Source organism: Saccharothrix obliqua (genome assembly GCF_019375475.1).
GTDB lineage: Bacteria > Actinomycetota > Actinomycetes > Mycobacteriales > Pseudonocardiaceae > Actinosynnema > Actinosynnema obliqua.
Genome location: NZ_JAHXGQ010000011.1, coordinates 1 through 18,797, shown reverse-complemented (window position 1 = coordinate 18,797; position 18,797 = coordinate 1). Strand labels below are relative to the sequence as shown.

Below are 18,797 nucleotides of genomic sequence, written 5' to 3'. Positions count from 1 at the left end.
TCGTGAACAAGACAGCCAAACGCTGGGTGCTGACCGTGGGCGGGCTCGCCGCGGTGGCGATCGTCGTCGCGGGTGTGGTGGTGCTGGTGCCGAAGGGCGGCAGCTCCGAGGCCGCCACACCCAAGCCGAAGCCGGGTCCGGTCGTCCAGGAGTTCTTCGGTGCCTTGACCGCGGGTGACGGCGCACGGGCCGCCTTGGTCACCGACAACACCGCGGTGGCCGGACCCGTCATCACCAAGATGTTCATCGGGATGCCGGGCGCGCGGTACTCCGCCAACGTCGGCGTGGTGCCGGCGACCACGGACGACTCGACGTCCGTGACGGTCAACGCGGACGTGCACTGGACGTTGCCCAACGCGACGCCCTTCAAGTACGCCGTCACGGCCGAACTGCGCCGCAAGAACGACAAGTGGGAGGTGCACTGGTCACCGACCGTGCTGCACCCGAAGCTGGCGGAGGGCCAGAACCTCGCCTACACCACCACGTCCGGTGACGGCGCCCTGCTCGACCGCTCCGGCGCCGCGTTGGCCCCGGGGTTCGCGCCCCTGGTGGTGCAGCAGGTGAACAAGGAGGTCGGCAGCCGCACGGGCACGCCCGGCTGGCAGGTCGCCGCGGTCGACGCGGCGGGCGCGCCGGCGGCCGTGCTGGCGGAGAAGAAGGCGGTGACCAAGGAGGAGCTGACGCTCACCCTGGACCCGGCGACGCAGAACGCCGCGCAGAACGCCGTCGACCAGGTGCCGTCGCTGGGCGCGGTGCTGGTCGCGATCGAGCCGTCGAGCGGCGACATCCTCGCCGTGGCGCAGAACGCGAAGGCCAGCGAGTCCGGGCCGGTGGCGCTCCAGAACTACTACGAGCCCGGCTCGACGTTCAAGATCGTGACCGCGACGGCGGCGCTGACGAGCGGCATCGCCACGTCCGACACCGTGGTGGAGTGCCCCGGCAAGAAGACGATCGGGCCGCGGCAGATCGTCAACGACGACCAGTTCGACCTGGGCTCCGTGCCGCTGCACACGGCGTTCGCGGCGTCCTGCAACACCAGTTTCAGCCAGTTGGCCGCCGACCTGCCCGCGGACGCCCTGCCCCGGGCGGCGGCGTTGTTCGGGCTCGGCGCGGACTACACGATCGCGGGTATCACGACGAACACGGCGAAGATCCCGCCGTCCGACACGGTGACGCAACGCGTCGAGGCGGGCATCGGTCAGGGCACCATGCAGACCACGCCGTTCGGCATGGCGCTGGCGGCGGCGACCGTGGCCGCCGGACGCACCCCGACGCCGCAGCTCATCCGGGATATCCCGACCACGGGCGGCGGTGGCGGCACGTTGCCGGGCGGGGTGGCGTCGGCGTTGCGGTCGATGATGGGCGAGGTCGTCACCGGCGGCACGGCCCGGGAGTTGGCCGGGTTGGGCGGGGTGCGCGGCAAGACCGGCACCGCGCAGCACGGTGACGGCACGCAGTCGCACGGCTGGTTCGTCGGTTACCGGGGCGATCTGGCGTTCGCGGTGATGGTGGAGAACGCCGGCACGTCGAAGGTCGCGGTCGGGGCGACCGCGACCTTCCTCGGGGCGCTGTAGGGGTTCCTAGACGGCGGTGGGCGCTTCGTCGAACTGCGTGCGGTAGAGGTCGGCGTAGCGCCCGTCGGCGGCGAGGAGTTCGGCGTGGGTGCCGCGTTCCACGACCTCCCCGGCCTCCACGACCAGGATCTGGTCGGCGGCGCGGACCGTGGACAGCCGGTGGGCGATGACCAGCGCGGTCCGCCCGTGCAGCGCCTCGGTCAACGCGGCCTGCACCGCCGCCTCCGATTCGGAGTCCAGGTGGGCGGTGGCCTCGTCCAGGATGACCACGCGTGGCTTGGCGAGCAGCAGGCGCGCGATGGTGAGCCGCTGGCGCTCACCGCCGGACAGCCGGTAGCCCCGCTCCCCCACCACCGTGTCCAGGCCGTCCGGCAGCGATTCCACGAGCGGGCGCAGGCGGGCGCGCTCCAGGGCGTCCCACAGCTCCTCCTCGGTCGCCTCCGGCCGCGGGTAGGTCAGGTTGGCGCGGACCGTGTCGTGGAACAGGTGACCGTCCTGGGTGACGACGCCGACCGCGCCGCGCAGCGAGGCGAACTCCAGGTCGCGGACGTCCACACCGGACAACCGCACGGCGCCCTGGTCGACGTCGTAGAGCCGGGGCACGAGGGAGGCGATGGTGGACTTGCCTGCCCCGGACGAGCCGACGAGCGCGACCAGTTGGCCCGCCTCGGCGCGGAAGCTGATGCCGTGCAGCACCTCCTCGCCGCCACGCGAGTCGAGGGTGGCGACGGATTCGAGCGAGGCGAGCGACACGCGGTCGGCCGCCGGGTAGCCGAACCGGACGTCGTCGAACTCGACCGACACGGGGCCTTCGGGCACGCGCACGGCGTTCGGCGATTCGTCCACCATCGGCTTGAGGTCGAGCACTTCGAAGACCCGTTCGAACGACACCAGCGCGGTCATCACGTCCACCCGTGCGTTGGCGAGAGCGGTCAACGGGGTGTAGAGGCGCGTGAGCAGCAACGCGAGCGACACCACCGTGCCCGCGGCCAGGTGGCCGGTGAGCGCCAGGTAGCCGCCGAGCCCGTACACGAGGGCCTGGGCGAGCGCGGACACCAACGTCAGGCTGGTCATGAACCAGCGCGTCGCCATGGCCGTGCGGATGCCGATGTCCCGCACCCGCGCGGCCCGTGCGGAGAACTCCTCGACCTCGGCACGCGGCCGGCCGAACAGCTTGACCAGGGTCGCGCCGGGCGCGGAGAACCGCTCGGTCATCTGCGTGGTCATGCCCGCGTTGAGGGTGGACGCCTCCCGTTGCAGGTCGGCCATGCGGCTACCCATGCGCCGGGCGGGCAGCAGGAACACCGGCAGGAGGACCAGCGCCAGAGCGGTGACCTGCCACGACAGCGTGAACATCACGCCCAGCGACAGCCCGAGTTGGATGACGTTGGTGACGACACCCGACAGGGTGGACGTGAAGGCCCGCTGAGCCCCGATCACGTCGTTGTTGAGCCGGCTGACGAGCGCGCCGGTGCGCGTCCGGGTGAAGAACGCGACGGGCATCTTCTGCACGTGCTCGAACACGGCGCGCCGCAGGTCGAAGATGAGCCCTTCCCCGATCCGCGACGACTGCCACCGCTCGACCAGGCCCAGCCCGGCGTCGACGACGGCGATCCCCGCGATGGCCACAGCGAGCCAGACAACGACCCCCACGTCCCGGCCGCCGACGATGGCGTCCACCACGCGGCCCGCCAGCACGGGCGTGCTCACCGCGAGCACCGAGGAGACCACGGTGAGCAGCAGGAAGACGATCAACTTGGCCCGGTGCGGGCGGGCGAAGGACACCACCCGCCGGAACGTTCCCCGCCGAACCCCCTTGGGCGCCTCGGACGCCGCCATCGCACTGCGCATCAAGCCCCATGAACCGTCCACGCCAGACAGAACGCGAACAGCTCACACGAACTTCCCCGCTACGCCAAGGGCGAACCTCGGCATTGTCGTACCCACGTGGGAGAATCGAAACCGGGGGCGGCGCCCCAACCCCCACAAACATCGGATGACCGGCTCACCGGCACGAAGTCTTTGTGGTGCAACCGATCCGGCTGGCGAATCGCGTGATCGTGCGTCCACAGTCGACTCGGCCCGGTGCTGGAATTTTTCCCACCCCATCGGGTGAAGAAAGCACGGGGCGTTACGACCCGGATCGCGCGGCGAGCGCGGTCAGCTCGGCGAGCCTCCGGACCTGCGCGGAGCGTTCGGCCGCCAACTGCTCCTGCTCCGTCGGACCGTCGGCGGCGTGCGCGAGGAGCCCCAGGGTTTCCCGGACGGCGCCCGGCATGGGCCGCAGCAGCTGGGCGACCAGGTGGTCGACCGCCGTGTCGAGGTCGTGACCAGGCACGACGGTGTTCGCGAGGCCGATGCGGTGTGCCTCGTCGGCGTGCACCCGGCGACCCGTCAGGCAGATCTCGGCCGCCCGCGCGTAACCGACCAGCCGCACCAGCGGCAGCGTGCCGCCAAGGTCGGGCACCAGGCCGAGCGACGTCTCGGCCATGCAGAACTGCACGTCCTCGGCGGCCACGCGGAAGTCGCACGCGAGCGCGAGTTGGAACCCCGCCCCGATGGCGTGCCCCCGCACCGCGGCGATCGTCACCCGTTCCGGGTCACGCAACCAGCGAAAACCCTCCTGGAACTCGGCGATCAACGCCGCGCCGTCCTCGGGACCGCGTGCGGTGATCTCCGCCAGGCCCGGTTCGCCCTCGACCGGTGTGCCACCGAACATGCGCCGGTCGAGCCCCGCGGAGAAGGCACGACCGGAGCCCCGGACGACCACGACGCGGACGTCCGGGTCCAACTGCGCGCCGATCGCCCGCAACGCCGACCACGTGGATGGCGTCTGCGCGTTGAGCACGTCCGGGCGGTCGAGCGTGATCGTCGCGCGCGGTCCGTCGACGACGAGCCGCACGCCACCGCGCTCCAGCAGGTCGGCGTCGATGCTGGTCGGTGCCGACATGCGCGAAACCTCCGGGTTCGGAAGGGCGCCGTCTCTCCCCGGCGCCTGCGTGTTACCGGAGGGTAGCTTACTTCTTCTTCGTGCGGGTGGCGCCACCGCGACCGCGCAGCTGCACACCGGACTCGCTGAGCACCCGGTGCACGAAGCCGTAGGAGCGCCCGGTGGACTCGGCCAACGCCCGGATGCTCGCGCCCTTTTCGTACTTCTTCTTCAGGTCAGCGGCCAGCTTGTCCCGCGTGGCGCCGGTGATCCGGGCGCCCTTCTTCAGGTCAGCCACCTTGTCCCGCCTTCCGTAGACAGCAGGTCGGGCCGTGAAAGCCCCTGTCGTCGCAATGATCGAACACGAAGACCAAGAACGCCAGGCGATCATGCGAAAAGATCGGCGAGCGGTCGGTTGATCACTCAGAGTTGATCAGGGGTCACGGAGTGGAATGCCTTGGTTCAGGCCAACTGCACGAGTTCCAGGTATTCGTCCGACCAGTGGTCCTCGGTGCCGTCCGGCAGCAGGATCACCCGCTCGGGCTCCAGGGCCTCCACGGCGCCCGGATCGTGCGTGACCAGCACCACCGCGCCCTCGTACCGGCGCAACGCGTCGAGCACCTGCTCGCGGCTCGCGGGGTCGAGGTTGTTCGTCGGCTCGTCCAGCAGCAGCACGTTCGCCGCGCTCGACACCAGGCCGGCGAGCGCGAGCCGGGTCTTCTCACCACCCGACAGGGTGCCCGCCGGTTGGTCGAGCTGCTCGCCGCTGAAGAGGAAGGTGCCCAACAACGACCGCAGCTGCTGCTCCGGCACGTCCGGCGCGGCGTGCCGCGTGTTCTCCCACACGCTTGCCCCGTGGTCGAGCGTCTCGTGCTCCTGCGCGAAGTAGCCGAGCTTGAGCCCGTGCCCCGGGATCACCTCGCCGCTGTCCGGGCGCTCCATCGACCCGATCAGGCGAAGCAGCGTCGTCTTACCCGCACCGTTGAGGCCGAGGATGACCACACGCGAGCCCCGGTCGATCGCCAGGTCGACCCCGGTGAACACCTCCAGCGACCCGTAGGACTTGCTCAGCCCCTCCGCGGTCAGCGGCGTCCGCCCGCACGAGGCGGGCTGCGGGAACCGGATCTTCGCCACCCGGTCCGCCTGCCGCTCGTCCTCCAGGCCGGCGAGCAGCTTCTCGGCGCGGCGCGCCATGTTCTGCGCGGCCACGGCCTTGGTCGCCTTCGCCCGCATCTTGTCGGCCTGCGCCATCAGCGCGCCGGCCTTCTTCTCCGCGTTGGCCCGCTCCCGGCGGCGGCGCTTCTCGTCGGCGGCGCGCGCCTCCAGGTACTTCTTCCAGCCCATGTTGTAGATGTCGACCTCGCCACGCGTCGCGTCGAGGAACCACACCTTGTTCACCACGTCGTCGAGCAGCTCCACGTCGTGGCTGATCACCACGAGACCGCCCTCGTGCGACTTGAGGAACCCGCGCAACCACGAGATCGAGTCCGCGTCCAGGTGGTTGGTCGGCTCGTCGATCAGCAGGATCGTGCTCGACTTGGCGCCCACACCGCCCTCGGAGGCGGCGAACAGGATCCGCGCCAACTCCACCCGCCGGCGCTGACCGCCCGACAACGTCCGCAGCGGCTGCGCCAGCACCCGCTCGGCGAGGCCGAGGTTCGCGCAGATGCGAGCCGCCTCGCTCTCCGCCGCGTACCCGCCGAGCGCGGCGAACCGCTCTTCGAGCCGGCCGTACTTGCGAACCGCGGTCTGGAGTTCGTCGTCATCCACCAGCTCGGCCATGGTGGACTGCGCCTTCTCCATCTCGCGCAGCAACTGGTCGAGGCCGCGTGCCGACAGCACCCGGTCCTTCGCGATGACCGACAGGTCGCCCTCCCGCGGGTCCTGCGGCAGGTAGCCGAGTTCCCCGGTGCGCCGCACCTCCCCCGCGTACGGCTGGCCCTCGCCCGCGAGGACGCGGAGCGACGTGGTCTTCCCCGCGCCGTTGCGCCCGACGAGACCGATGCGGTCGCCGGGCTGGACCCTCAGGGTCGCGTCGGAGAGCAGGATGCGCGAACCGGCGCGCAACTCCAGATCGGTTGCGGTGATCAAGTCAATCTCCGATATCAGATGGTCGTGCGGGGTCGACGGCGCGGCATCACGCACCGGACCTACTCGATCAAGACCACCACGCCACCAGTCTACGCGCAGCGCGCCACCGAGTTACCCACGTGTGGCCACCGGCATACTCCGTGTGGTGGGCGACCACCGGATTCCCGGCAGGAAGCCTTGGTCACAGAGACGAGCCGCAGCCCCGGTTCGGGTGCCACCGGAAGCCGATCCGACCGACGACACAGCGGTGAACGTATCGAGCCGTTGCCACTCGTGAGGCCGCCGACTCCGGCAGCGTGCCCGCCCCCGACCCGCCGGCACTCCGGGAAGTACGGCCGGAAGGCTGTGACCGGGCTGCCAACGGTCTTGCGGGAGCGGCGATCCCAGACCACAGACTGCCCCGCCGACCGCTCCGCTCGAGAGGGAGACAGAAAACGGGCTGCAAGCGGCCTTTGACAGGAGCCGTTGTCGGTCAGCACCCGGCTGCCGGTGACGCCGGCGGCCTGGTTCAGAACGCGGCAGTGATGTGTACAGCCTGGTCGGCCAGGATCTCTGGTGTAGGCCAAGCGGAAGTGGTCGTCCACGGCGTTGTGCAGCTAGGCGTAGCCCAGATTCGGACGGCCGTGGACGTTGCGCGGTCTGTCGGATCGCGAGAGGCGGAGCTGTTGCGACCATCCGCGACTCGGTCATAGACCTTGTGGCTGCCGCCAGCGGGGATGTTGCCCGGCTTCTTGATGGCGACATGCACCAGGCCGCCTGGCGCGGCGTGTTCGTAGCGGCGTACCGGCGCGGCGGTGGCCCGGTCAGGATGTGCCGGGCGGGCCGAACCACAGACCCGGTGCACCGTGGAGGGATTCACGCCCAGTAGGTAGGCGATGCGGGCCGGACCGCAACGGCGGGCCAGGCGGACTGTGTCGATCTGGCATTCGCGGCGGGTGGGCAGCGAGGCGGACTGTGACGGGGACGACCGCAACAGTCGCTCGCCCATGCCGGCTTCTCCCCAGCCCCCGTAACGCCCCGCGCAGCGGACCGCGACGCCCGCCGCAGAGGCCGGCCCTCGTCGACGGCACACCGGGTCAGACGCAGCCTGCCCGCCGGAGTCAACGGTGCGTTAGCGCCTCCGTCGGGTGTGTCTCGTACGCGGCGACCTCGAATGCCGTAGGCGACGGTGTGGCGAGAGTGGTGACCGGGATGTCGTTGACGGACATGGGTGTTCCTTGCGTCGGTGAACGGGTTGGGCCGCTGTTCGAGTCCGGTTCCGTCGTCGCAGAGGGTTCCACGTCCTCCGTGCCGTCCAGAGGCGCGGTCGGCGTCACCGGCGTGGGCCGACTCTCGGTGGGCAGCGGCGTGGTGGTCTCGACCTGGGTGGGTGGTGTTGCGGGGTCGTTCGCGGGTTCCGGGCTGCTGGCCAGAACGAACCCCACGGTCACCACCAGCATGGTCGCCCCGAACGCGCTGCCCGCCACCGCCGCGGCCCGACGGCGGCCCCGGACAACCTGCCCGTGGTAAATGATGTCCGCAGCCCCGAACGTGCGCGGACGGCGTTCGATGTTCAGCTCCTTGAACAACTCCTTCAGCTCGTCCTCAAGCATTGGGCGTCACCTCCTGCCACAGCACGCCGAACGCCGGCCCCAGCTTCTGCCGCAGTGCCTTGAGACCACGACTGGTGTTGCTCTTCACCGTGCCCACCGAGCACTGCAACGCCGCCGCCGTCTCCTCCACGCCCAGGTCCTGCCAGTACCGGAGCACGAGAACCGCGCGCTGGCGGGGCGGGATGGTCGTCGAAGCCCGCCACACCACGAGTTTGTCCTCGCTCAGCTCCGCTCTCACCGGCACCTCCGGAAGTACCTCGGTGAGCTTTTCCCGCCGCCACCGCATTCGACGGCGTTCGGCGATGAAGATGCGGACCACGATCCGCCTGAGATAGGCGTCCAAGCCCTCCCGCCTGACCAGCTTCGGGCCTGCCAGGTACAGCTTGAGGAACGCGGCCTGCACCACGTCTTCGGCCTCGTGGTGGTTGCCGCACAACAGATACGCGGTGAAGCGCATCGAGTCGGCGCACCGGTCGAAGTGCTCGGTGAACTCCGCGTCCCAACTCACGCCGTCAGCGCCTCGCCGGGCTCGGCACTGCCGTCGGCTCGGAGTAGTCGGTGGTCGGGTACGCGGTCGGTTCCGGCAGCACGGTCACCGTCGGACCGTCCGGTTCCGCGGCGGCGGGGCTGGTCGGGATCGGAGGGGTCGGCTCCGGGGTGGGAAGTGGTTCATCCGTGGGCGGCGCAGTTGTCGTGGGTTCGAACGTGGCGGGCAGCGATGTGGTGGGTGGTGGCGTGGTCGGGTACGCCGTGGTCGGGATCGGCTCGGGTGTCTGGCCGCCGGATGTGCCCGCCAACGCGGGTACCGCGACGACGACCCCGCCGAGCAGGACGGCTCCGGCCGCGACGACGAGACGTGTGCGCATGACTTCCTCCTGGGTTCGGTGCTTGTGGACCACCTCCGATCGGTGACCCCCTCGTCCATATCCATGCGATGAGGGCGCGGTGGGGTTGTCATGATTTTTCTCAGGTCGCCAGCGACCTCGTGACCTGCGACAACGACTCGACCAAGGCGTCGAATTCCATGCCCTGGTCGACCAACCAGTGCTGGACCTGCTCCGCGGTCATCCCGGCCAGCAGGACGTCGGCCGCGATCCCGGGCGCGGGAGCGGCGCACTGCTCCAGCAGGTACTCGCAGTGCCTGCGCCAGAACGCGTGCGAGCCGGTGCGGAAGCGGGCGCCGGTCGTGGAGGTCTGGGACAGCAGCACGATGTCCAGCGAGTCGCGGAGGAATTCCAGGTAGGCGGTGGTGAAGGCGATCAGCCGCTCCATCGGCGAGGCGCCGCCGCCGAGGGGCGGCGGCCCGTTGAGGATGCCGTCCTGGAGTTCGGACTCCAGGTGGTCGAGCAGAGCGGTGGCCAGGCCGGACTTGTCGCCGAAGCGCCGGTAGAGGGTGCCCTTGCCCACCCCGGCGGTGGAGGCCACGTCGTCCATCGTCACGTTCGCGACGCCGCGCTCGGAGAACAGCTCCGCGGCGGCGGCCAGGACCTTGACCCGGTTCCGGGCGGCGTCGGCGCGGAGCGGGCCGACCTGCGCTCCCACGGTCGGGAACGAGATGTCGATCGAAAACTTTGACGAACCGGACCGCGGTCCGCTAATCTCGGCAGGCATGAAGCGGACTCTAGTCCGATTCGCCGAGGAGGGAAACTTGAGATGACGAAGCTCCTGCACGTGTCCGCCTCGCCGCGCGGCGAGGCGTCCGAGTCGTTGACCATCGCTTCCGCGTTCGTCGACGTGTACCGGGAGACCCATCCGGACGCGGAGGTCGACCACTGGGACCTGTGGGACGGCAGCCTGCCCGATTTCGGTCCCGCCGCCGCGGGGGCGAAGATGGCCGTGATCCGCGGTGAGCCGCCGACCGGGGCCGAAGCCGAGGCGTGGCGCGACGTGGTGGCCGCGGTCCACCGGTTCCTGTCCGCCGACCGACTCCTGTTCAGCGTGCCCATGTGGAACTCGGGGATCCCGTACGTCCTCAAGCAGTTCGTGGATGTCGTCTCGCAGCCGGGGATGGTGTTCGGGCTCGACGCCGTGACCGGCTACCAACCGCTGCTCGCGGGGACGGGCAGGCGTGCGGCGGTGGTGTACACCAGCTCGGTGTGGTGCCCGGAGGTCGGACCGGGTTTCGGTTCGGACTTCCAGTCCACCTACTTCGACGACTGGCTGCGCTGGACCGGCATCACCGACCTGACTCCGATCCGGCACCACCCGACGTTGACCGGCGACGTCGAGGACTCGCGTCAGACCGCGCTGGCCACTGCCCGGGAGGTCGCCAAGGAGTTCTGACAGGCGGAAATCGGGTCAGCGTCGGGGCGGCTGATCACATCATGCGCGACCGCGGGTGGGCGACCTGCGGGTGCAGTCGTGTCAGAGCGATTCAGGAGAGGAGGTGTGTCGATCACGAACGATGATCTCGACGGAACGGGCACGTTGGGCGGCTTCGTCCAGGACTGCTCGGCGTGGTTCGGGTACGTCCAGGATTCGGCGGGACGCTTTGGCGAACAGCGGGGCGAGGCGGCGGTCGGATCGGAGGGCGTCGAGGGCCTGCTTGTCGCCACCCAGCACGACGGCGTCCAACTCGTCCACGCGGGGTACGAGGACTCTGGCCGCATCGGCGGCGGCGGCCTGGAGGGCGACGCGGGCCTGTCCCTCGCGACGGCGGGCGAAGCGTTGTTGGGACCAGCCACCCGCTTTGTTCCGACCGTGGACCTGGCGGCTGTCGGTGGTCGAGGTGACGACCTCGCCGTCGAGGGCGATGCCGAGGCTGTGGCCGCCGAGGCGGACCAGGAGGAGGCCGAGGCGGCGTGAGGCGGTCGCGTTGGCCAGCAGCGGAGCAATGGCCAGACCTTCGGACTCGCCAACATCGGCGAACTCGTCGAAGGCAGCTGCTATCTCCGCCGTGGCCCCGTCAGCCGCGGTCACGAGCACATGGGTGGCGGTGGTGCGGGTCGTGGCCACGCCGTGGTGCCGATCCGCGAAGCGGGCGAACCAACCGGCCAGGCGTTCGGGCGTGACCTCCACGGCTCGGCCGCCGCCGGAGACCGGGCGGATCCTCGTCATGGCGTGGTGACGGGGACGCCAGCCGACACGGTTGCGCCGGCCGACACGGGGCGGACGGTCGACGCGAGGCCGACAGCCGACTGGGCCGTGGGTGTGGCGGTCACGGCGGTCGACGGCTTCGTTGGTGGCGGGGCTGTCAGCCGAGGCGGCTGCTCGGGAGTCGGGTCGCGTGTGAGGTTGTCCGTGCTGGAGCGGGTGGCCCGGCGGTCGGGTGATGCGCTTCGGGGTTTCCCGGCGTGGGGTTGCCTGCTCGGAGCGGGTTCGACTGCACGGGCTTGCGTGGTGGTGGGCAGGCGGGTTGTCGGGCGGGTGGCGGGTGGGCTGCCCCCAAGCAGCACACCGGGCAGCAGCACCCCAGGCAGCGGCGCACCGGGCAGCGGCGCACCAAACGATGGCGCGGCAAGCAACGAGGCGGTGGTCATGCGGGGGCCACTGCTACCCAGATCGGGAGGGGGTGGCCGCACTCGGCCGGGGAGAGGCGTTGGACGGCGCCGAAGCCGGCTCCGGACAGTTCGCCGGAGATCTGTTCCGGGGAGAGGACGCGGTGGCGGGTGGAGACGGTGTTCGCCACTTCCCAGGTGGTCTTGCCTCGGACCAGCTGAACCACTTCGAGCGCGTAGGACTCGCCGTCCGGTGACCAGTCCCACAGCTGGACGGTCACCTGACGCTCCCGGCCGCGGCCCGAGACCTTGGGCGGCGGGGCCGTGGGGCGGAGGCGGCTGAGCTTGTCGAGTTCGGGGACCGCGGCCACGAGCAGGCCGCCCGGCCTGAGGGCTTGGCGGGCGAGGCGGAGGGCGTGCGGGAGGGCGTTCTCGTGCGCCAGTCGTGGGAGGAGGTCGTCACCCGCTCGGACCACATCGACCGGGTGTGGGGTGGGGCGGCTGACCACGTCCAGGAGGTCCACCACCTCGTGGCTGCCGGCTCCTAGGACCGCCGAGGCGACCTCGCTCAACGGGTCCTCCGGCAGGGGCACGAGGTCCTGGGCGGCGGTCACCGGGCACACAGTAGAGCCAACCGATCACCCGACGCCATCGGGCATGATTAGCCCGTTTGGCGGCATAACGGCAGACGGATAACCCGAGGGCGACTACCTCAGCCCACGGCGCGTCATGCACAATGTTACCGGCGGGTTTACAGATACCGAAGCAAGAGCAATCACCACTTGACAGAACGAGTGCCATCCCAGTGAACTCGTAGCCCGTACGGCCCAACCACTGACCCCGCCTGGAAGGCACCAACGCCCTGCGTTGGCGGGTAGGGTCACTGGGGCGTGATCTAATGACAGCGGGGAGTCACCATGACCAACGCTGCCGGTCGACCCAACCTGTCCGTCGACGAAATCGACTCGACGGGACACGGCAGTCTTGCGCAGCTCCTGACCACGGGACCGTTCCCCGAGGCGCTGAGGGCAGCCATCAAAGCCAGCAGGCTGAGTCTCGACCGCATCCAGCACAGGCTCGCCCTGCGCGGGGTCACCATCAGCGTCGCGACGTTGAGCTACTGGCAGTCCGGTCGACGACGACCCGAGCGGCCGGAGTCGCTTGAAGCCCTGCGCCACCTGGAGACCGTGCTCGGCGTGCCCCAGGCCGGTTTGTCCGCGCTGCTCGGTCCGCCCAGGCCACGCGGCAGGCGGTCGCGACCGACCACGATGATGCCGATCGACGCGCTGTGGGCTCGTCGCGAGCGCGTCGCGAACCTGCTCACCAAGGTAGACACGTCGTCCGACGTGAAGTTGGGCCGGATCAGCCAGCACGACCGCATCGAGATCGCCGCGGACGGCGGGCAGCGCTCGGCGTGGGTCCGGCAGATCCTGCGCGCCGAGCAGGACGGCCCGGACCGCTGGGCGCTCGTGTTCGAGACCGAGGAGTCGGACGTGCTGCCGCAGGTCGCGAACCTGCGCAACTGCCACCTCGGTCGGGTCGCGGAGGACACCGACGCGAATATCATGGTCGCCGAGCTGATGTTCGACCGGCCCCTGGCCAGGGGCGAGACGATCATCATGGAGTACGAGCTGCTGTTCGCCGAGGGGCACTACCCGGCGGGGAACAACACGTTCGCCCGGAAGTTCCGGTTGCCGGTGCGGGAGTACGTGATCGAGGTCCGGTTCGACCCGTCCTACCTGCCTTCGCGCTGCCAGCAGTTCAGCGTGCCGGCCGGGGACGACACGCCGTCGCGGCGGCGCAACCTGGCGTTGGACAACGCCGGTGGGGTGCACGCGGTGGCGCTCGGGTTCGGGCCCGGGGTGTTCGGCATCCGGTGGGAGTGGCCGAAGTAGGCGATGCAGCCGATGAGGTTGTCGAGGTTGATGCAGTAGGAACCGCACACGGGTTCACGCAGCCGGCCGCCGGATAGGCGGTCGGCTGCGGTGCGTTGGGGCCGGGGCCGGTGAGCGCTGTATGGCTGGCTGGAGCTTGGCTGGCGCGGTGGTGGTCGGGACCCAGGGAGCTGAAGGCTGGGCTGGTGCTGGACCGGAGCCCGGCCTGGCGTTGGGACCCGGGGTTGGCGTTGGAACCGGAGCCGGGGCTGGGGTCCGCGCTGGAGCCGGGGTCGGGTCGAGGTCGGGCTGGAGCCGAGGTCGGGTCGAGGTCGGGTCGAGGTCGGGCTGGCGCTGCCGCGCGGGCTCGAGGTCGGGCTGGCGCTGCGGCGGGGGCTTGGGGGTGAGCGAAGCCGGGGCCGGGCGAAGCGCGAGCCGGGCCAGGGTCGAGCCGGACTCGCGGTCGAGGCCGGGTCGGGGTCGAGTCGAGGTCGGGTCAGGCTGAGCCGGGCCGGGCCGGGCTGAGTCGGGCCGGGCTGAGTCGGGCCGGGTCGGGTCGGATGCGTGGTCGACGTGGAGGCCGGCGGGGATGGGCGATGGCCCCTGGGCGGGTGCCCGGGGGCCATCGGGATTGGAGTGACGGGTTGGGTGATCGGGGTGGAGCCGGTTGGTCGGATGGCCAGTGAGGCGGGTTAGGCGTAGCTGCCCAGGTGCAGGGTCACTGCTCGGAGCGAGCCCTGGTCTATGGACGAGTAGTCGGTGACCTTGAAGGTCCAGGTGCCGTCTGCCGGCTCGGTCAGCAGTCCCGCCAGCGGGCTGGCGGGGCGCCAGGTGCCGGTGAAAGGCGCGTCGGACGGCGCCACGGACGAGAACGGGCGCTGGGCACCGTCATCGAAGATCACCTGGCACAGGTTGGCCCCGGTACCGCCTTCGCGCTGGAACAGGGTCGCCTTGGCGCCCGACGGAGCCTGGAGGACGCCTACCAGGTCGCCTACGAAGGTGTGGTCGATGCCTGCCGTTGTCGACCCCTCGGTGGCGGTGCAGGGGGTGGCGCCGTCTACTGAGAACGTGATCTTCGCGGCGCGTCCCACGCCCGTCACCGGAATCTGGATGGTCACGCCCACCGAGTCGTTGTCGGGGATGGCCACGGCTGGGCCGCTGTACGAGAAGTGCTTCGTCTCCCGCGACGGCTCACCGACGTTCACGTCGAACGTGCCGGTGGTCGGCGACGTCGAGCCCGCGTAGGTGACCTTCGCCTCCAGCTTGACCGGCGTGCCCACCGTCGTCGTCGCCGGAACCGTCACCTTGAACGTGTTGGTCGCCGTCTGACCGGCCTCCACCGTTCCGTAGAACTTCGACCTCGGCGCGATGGTGACACCCGGCGTCCGGGTGGTGAGGACCAGGCTGGTCGACGCCGCCGAGCCGTCACCGGTGTTGGTCACCGGCACGGTCAGCGTGGCCGTCGTGCCGGGCTTCAAATACTGGCTGCCGTCGGCGTCGTTCACCACCGACGGCTTCTGGGCACGGGCCAACGGCTGCGGGGACGCGCCGGTGTACGCGAGCACCGAATCCGCTCGGACGATGCCCGCCCCGGTCCGGTTGTCGACCCCCGGCTCGACGATGTCCACCGCGGTGGCCGTCAACGCCTCCCGCACCTCCGCCGGGCTCAACCCGGGGTTGCCGGACAGCACCAGGCCCGCGATGCCGGCCGCGCTGGGAGCCGACGCCGACGTGCCGAAGAACGGGTTGAACCTGGTCAAGCTGGTCTGCACGCCATCCGCCGCGGTCAGGTCCGGCTTCTGCCGCACCTCCGCGCGTGGACTGCCGTCGGGCGCGAAGAACACCCGACGCGGCCCGTCCGAGGTGAAGCGCTCCGGCTTCTGGGCACCGTCGAACGCGTTCGGGAACGGCCCCCGCGGGTTCGCCGGGTCGCCGGGCTCCAGGTCGAACGGCAACGGGCCGTTGGCGGGCGCCGCGGCCACGGAGATCGCGCCGTTCGCCGCCGAGTGACCGCGGGTGACGCCGGGCGTCGCGAACTTCCTCAGCCCGTCCGCCGAATCCTTGAACCGGCCACCGAGCGCGGACAACGCCAGGTACCTGCCCTCACCGCGGAACTTCACCACGGCCAACCTCAGGCCCCGGTAGCTGGACGAGGTTTGCAGCCGCTCGTACGGGTCCTGCGTCCCGTCCTGCACGTTCTGGCTGAACGACACCACGTTGCCCTGCGCGTTGGCCAGGTACAGGTCGTAGTCGTTGGCCGACGCCGCCAGCGGGTCGGACCAGAACAGGGTCACCGGGACGTTGCCGGAGCTGTCGGACAGCGGGTTGAACACCTGCTTGGCGTTCGGGTCGGGGTTGAAGTCGTGGGCGACACCCGCGTACTTGCCGATCCCGACGCCCGAGTCGACGAAATCACCCTCCCAGTGACCGGAGGTGCCGTCGGCGACGTTGCCGTCGTTGCCCGCCGACGAGAAGTACACCGCGCCATCGGCGGTGACCGCGTCGACGGCCTGCGCGATCACGCCGTCCTGGAAGGGCGACTCGTTGAAGTAGAGGATGTCGTCGACGATCACGTCGCAGCCGAGCTGGAAGCGCAACGCCTTGATGTTGTCGGCGAAGCTCGCGTCGCCGTTGACTGCGGTCGCGAAACCGAGCGCCGCGTTCGGGGCGATGTCGTGGAGGATCTCCAGCATCGCGGTGCCCTCGTCGCCGGAACCCCTCTGCCCGGTCAGCACATCCACCGCGGGCAGCTCCCCCGCCGCCTGCGACGCGGCCAACGAGGTCACGCCATCGGACAACGCGCACAGCTTCACGCCGGTGCCGGTGACCCGGTGGGTCTGCCGGGCCGTGTCGGCGGCGTGCGCGCGATCGCCCTCGGCGACCTTCGCCGCCGCGATCCTCGGCGATTCGAGCGCGGCACGGGTGCGGGCCTCGACCTCCGCGGCCTTGTCCTCCTTCGACGGGGCCTTCGCGTCGCGGCTCGCGCGGTCCTCCTGGTGGTACGTCTTGTACTCGACGGCCGTCTCGACCCGGCGCACGTCGTCACGCGCGGCCAACCGGCTCAACGCGGACAGCGAGACCTGGGCGCGGATCGTCCGCCCCTCGGTCGACACCGAGCGGACCGCGCCAGTGCCGCGCACGGCGGCGACGAGTTCATCGGTGACCTGGTGGGCGCGGATGTCCACCAGGACCGTGTTGCCGGGCTGGACCCGCACCCCGGTCTGGAGCAGCGGAAGTGCGCGGAAGGTGGTCACGCTGGACCGGCGGCGCTGCTCCACGACCAGCGCGCTGTCCAGTTTGGACTCGGCACCGGTGACGGACCTCTTGATGTCCTGCAACGCGGCGATCTGGGCGGAGATCCGGTCCGCGACGCCCTGCGCCGCCGGCGCGGCGGAGGCGGGCGTGACGGAGCCGAGCAGAGTGGTCAGGACCGCGGCGCCGGCCGCGAGCACGGAGCTTCTTCGGGATCTGCGATTCGGTAAGCGCACGGGCGTCCCCCAGCGTTGAGCGTGCCCCCGACGCACGCGATCAACGATCGGATGTATTCCGACCGGGGGGTCAACGTATTGCGCACGGCCAAGTACCGTCTGCCACCGTTCGGCCTACTTCCCGAAGGGCAGAACCCTCACAGTTCACAGTACGAAGGCGTCCGTCCAGAGCTGCCCGGTCCGGCCCGACAGGGCGTCGAGCAGCGCGGCTGCCTGGTTGTCGGTGAGGGAGGCGACGAAGTCGATCACCGCGCGTCCGCGGGCGAGTGCCCGGACGGCGTCGGGTCCGGCGGGCGGGTCGCCGGTCGCGCCGGCCAGGGACGCCGGTTCGGTGCGGGCGATCGCCGTGTACTCGGCGGTGGCGAGTTCGATCAGGTCGTGCAACCGGCGTGGGAGGCGGCCCGCTTCGTGCCGGTCGGTCGCCCACTCCTCCAACGCCTCGACCAACGCGGTCAGCAGCCGGGCCTGGCCGCGCTGGTGCAGCGCGAGGTCGGGGCGCAGCAGCACGAACCGGCGGTGCACGAACTTCAGCACCTGCACCTCGTGCCACTGGGGGACGGCGAGCACCACGTGCCCGGAACGCGTGGTGGGCGCTTCCACCACGCCGACCGAGTCGACCAGCCGCCGCGTCCAGCGCGCGGAGAACGCCGCCACCGCCTGCTCGGCTTCCACCGACCCGTCGAACGGCACGGCGAGCAGCCCGTCCACCAGTTCGGCGCGGACCTTCGCCACCGCCTGCGCGAACGCGCCGTCGTCCACCGCCCACGAGTCCTTCGCGTGCAGGCGGCGGCGCATCGCCTCCAACGACCGGCCGGGTCGGCGTTCCTGCGCCGCGAGGTCCGCGCCGCTGAGCGCGGCCAGTTCCAACGCGTGGTCCAGCCACGTGTTGAGTTCGGCGGACACCGCCGCGTGCTGCAACACCCCGACGCGGTGGAAGTCCTCCAGGTCGTGGATGGCATAGGCGATGTCGTCGGCGGTGTCCATCACCGATGCTTCGACGGTCTGCTGCCACGGCTCCAGGCGGTCGAGGTAGAACGCGCGGGACTGGGTGACGTCGTCCAGTTCCGTGACGTAGGCGGAGAACTTCGCCGCGCCCGTGCCCGGCGCGTCGGGTGGTTCCGCGGCGCCACGCGGTGGTGCGGGCAGGTCCTTCGGGTGCGGGAGCGGGTAGGACAGGCGGGTCCACGGGTACTTGAGCATCGCCGCGCGGACCGCGACCGTCAGGTCCAGTCCGAGTGCGGCCGGTCCCCGCACGTCGGTGGTCGTGACGATGCGGAACGACTGGGCGTTGCCCTCGAACCCGTCGGACAGGTCGAACCGGTGGCGGGCCAAGCGGTCGAGGACCTGTTCGCCGAGGTGCCCGAACGGCGGGTGCCCGAGGTCGTGGGCGAGGGCCGCGGCTTCCACCACGTCCGGGTCGCAGCCGCCGAGCTTGTCGAGCAGGCCCGCGAGTTCCGGTCGCGCGCCCAGGCGTTCGGCGATGGCTCGCGCGGCCTGGGCGACCTTGAGGCTGTGCGTGAGCCGGTTGTGCACCAGCAGACCCGAACCGGTCGAGCTGATCACCTGGGTGACCCCGCCGAGGCGGGCGAAGAACGGGGAGCCGGCGACCCGGTCCCGGTCCACGCGGAACGGGCTGGTCGCCAGGTCGGACGGGACCGGCGTCGTGCTGTCGGCACCCGACCTGCGGCCCGTCCGGGGATCGTCTTCCTCGTGCTGCATGGCAAGAAACTAGTCCGTGCGGACGCCGCGGGCACCACCGCCACAACGCCCGGACATGCGAAAAAGCCTTGAAGGGCACCCGATGAACAGGTA

General features: G+C 70.7%; 15 protein-coding genes. 3 read left to right on the top strand and 12 right to left on the bottom strand.

Features of this window, described 5'->3' with window-relative positions; all coding sequences use genetic code 11:
- Positions 1-2 precede the first annotated feature (2 nt).
- Complete coding sequence (locus KZQ38_RS28750; protein ID WP_219446306.1) at positions 3-1,574, top strand: penicillin-binding transpeptidase domain-containing protein; 1,572 nt, start codon at positions 3-5, stop codon at positions 1,572-1,574.
- Between the two features lie 6 nt (positions 1,575-1,580).
- Here the strand turns inward: KZQ38_RS28750 and KZQ38_RS28745 are convergent, their stop codons facing one another.
- From KZQ38_RS28745 to KZQ38_RS28710, 8 genes are all read right to left on the bottom strand, one after another.
- Positions 1,581-3,446, bottom strand: coding sequence for an ABC transporter ATP-binding protein (locus tag KZQ38_RS28745; protein ID WP_219446303.1), 1,866 nt, complete (start codon positions 3,444-3,446; stop codon positions 1,581-1,583).
- 259 nt (positions 3,447-3,705) lie between these two features.
- Positions 3,706-4,524, bottom strand: coding sequence for an enoyl-CoA hydratase/isomerase family protein (locus tag KZQ38_RS28740; RefSeq protein ID WP_219446301.1), 819 nt, complete (start codon positions 4,522-4,524; stop codon positions 3,706-3,708).
- Between the two features lie 67 nt (positions 4,525-4,591).
- Complete coding sequence (locus KZQ38_RS28735) at positions 4,592-4,801, bottom strand: helix-turn-helix domain-containing protein (RefSeq protein WP_015103570.1); 210 nt, start codon at positions 4,799-4,801, stop codon at positions 4,592-4,594.
- A 164-nt stretch (positions 4,802-4,965) separates the two neighbouring features.
- Positions 4,966-6,594 carry an ABC-F family ATP-binding cassette domain-containing protein gene (locus KZQ38_RS28730; protein WP_219446299.1) on the bottom strand — a complete coding sequence of 543 codons (1,629 nt, stop codon included), beginning with the start codon at positions 6,592-6,594 and terminating at the stop codon, positions 4,966-4,968.
- Positions 6,595-7,694: 1,100 nt separating this feature from the next.
- The gene (locus KZQ38_RS28725) at positions 7,695-8,186 is read right to left on the bottom strand and encodes a hypothetical protein (protein WP_219446297.1); all 492 of its coding nucleotides are present in this window, start codon (positions 8,184-8,186) and stop codon (positions 7,695-7,697) included.
- Positions 8,179-8,694 (bottom strand): SigE family RNA polymerase sigma factor, encoded by a 516-nt coding sequence (locus KZQ38_RS28720; protein WP_219446295.1) that lies wholly within the window; start codon positions 8,692-8,694, stop codon positions 8,179-8,181. Before KZQ38_RS28720 ends, KZQ38_RS28725 begins: the two co-directional genes overlap by 8 nt.
- Before the next feature lie 4 nt (positions 8,695-8,698).
- The gene (locus KZQ38_RS28715) at positions 8,699-9,052 is read right to left on the bottom strand and encodes a hypothetical protein (RefSeq protein WP_219446293.1); all 354 of its coding nucleotides are present in this window, start codon (positions 9,050-9,052) and stop codon (positions 8,699-8,701) included.
- Positions 9,053-9,152: 100 nt separating this feature from the next.
- Positions 9,153-9,797, bottom strand: a complete 645-nt coding sequence (locus KZQ38_RS28710) for a TetR/AcrR family transcriptional regulator (RefSeq protein WP_219446291.1) — start codon at positions 9,795-9,797, stop codon at positions 9,153-9,155.
- A 42-nt stretch (positions 9,798-9,839) separates the two neighbouring features.
- Between KZQ38_RS28710 and KZQ38_RS28705 the strand changes: the two genes are divergently transcribed.
- The gene (locus tag KZQ38_RS28705) at positions 9,840-10,469 is read left to right on the top strand and encodes an FMN-dependent NADH-azoreductase (RefSeq protein WP_219446289.1); all 630 of its coding nucleotides are present in this window, start codon (positions 9,840-9,842) and stop codon (positions 10,467-10,469) included.
- Between the two features lie 81 nt (positions 10,470-10,550).
- On the opposite strand, the gene KZQ38_RS28700 is transcribed toward KZQ38_RS28705, so the two are convergent.
- Positions 10,551-11,243 (bottom strand): acVLRF1 family peptidyl-tRNA hydrolase, encoded by a 693-nt coding sequence (locus tag KZQ38_RS28700; RefSeq protein ID WP_219446287.1) that lies wholly within the window; start codon positions 11,241-11,243, stop codon positions 10,551-10,553.
- Positions 11,244-11,661: 418 nt separating this feature from the next.
- The gene (locus tag KZQ38_RS28695; RefSeq protein ID WP_308258642.1) at positions 11,662-12,237 is read right to left on the bottom strand and encodes a hypothetical protein; all 576 of its coding nucleotides are present in this window, start codon (positions 12,235-12,237) and stop codon (positions 11,662-11,664) included.
- 303 nt (positions 12,238-12,540) lie between these two features.
- On the opposite strand from KZQ38_RS28695, the gene KZQ38_RS28690 reads away from it, so the two are divergent.
- Positions 12,541-13,518 (top strand): helix-turn-helix domain-containing protein, encoded by a 978-nt coding sequence (locus KZQ38_RS28690; protein ID WP_219446286.1) that lies wholly within the window; start codon positions 12,541-12,543, stop codon positions 13,516-13,518.
- A 671-nt stretch (positions 13,519-14,189) separates the two neighbouring features.
- Here the strand turns inward: KZQ38_RS28690 and KZQ38_RS28685 are convergent.
- Positions 14,190-16,949 (bottom strand): S8 family serine peptidase, encoded by a 2,760-nt coding sequence (locus KZQ38_RS28685; protein ID WP_219446284.1) that lies wholly within the window; start codon positions 16,947-16,949, stop codon positions 14,190-14,192.
- A 180-nt stretch (positions 16,950-17,129) separates the two neighbouring features.
- Positions 17,130-18,704 (bottom strand): deoxyguanosinetriphosphate triphosphohydrolase family protein, encoded by a 1,575-nt coding sequence (locus KZQ38_RS28680; protein ID WP_219446282.1) that lies wholly within the window; start codon positions 18,702-18,704, stop codon positions 17,130-17,132.
- Between the last annotated feature and the right edge of the window lie 93 nt (positions 18,705-18,797).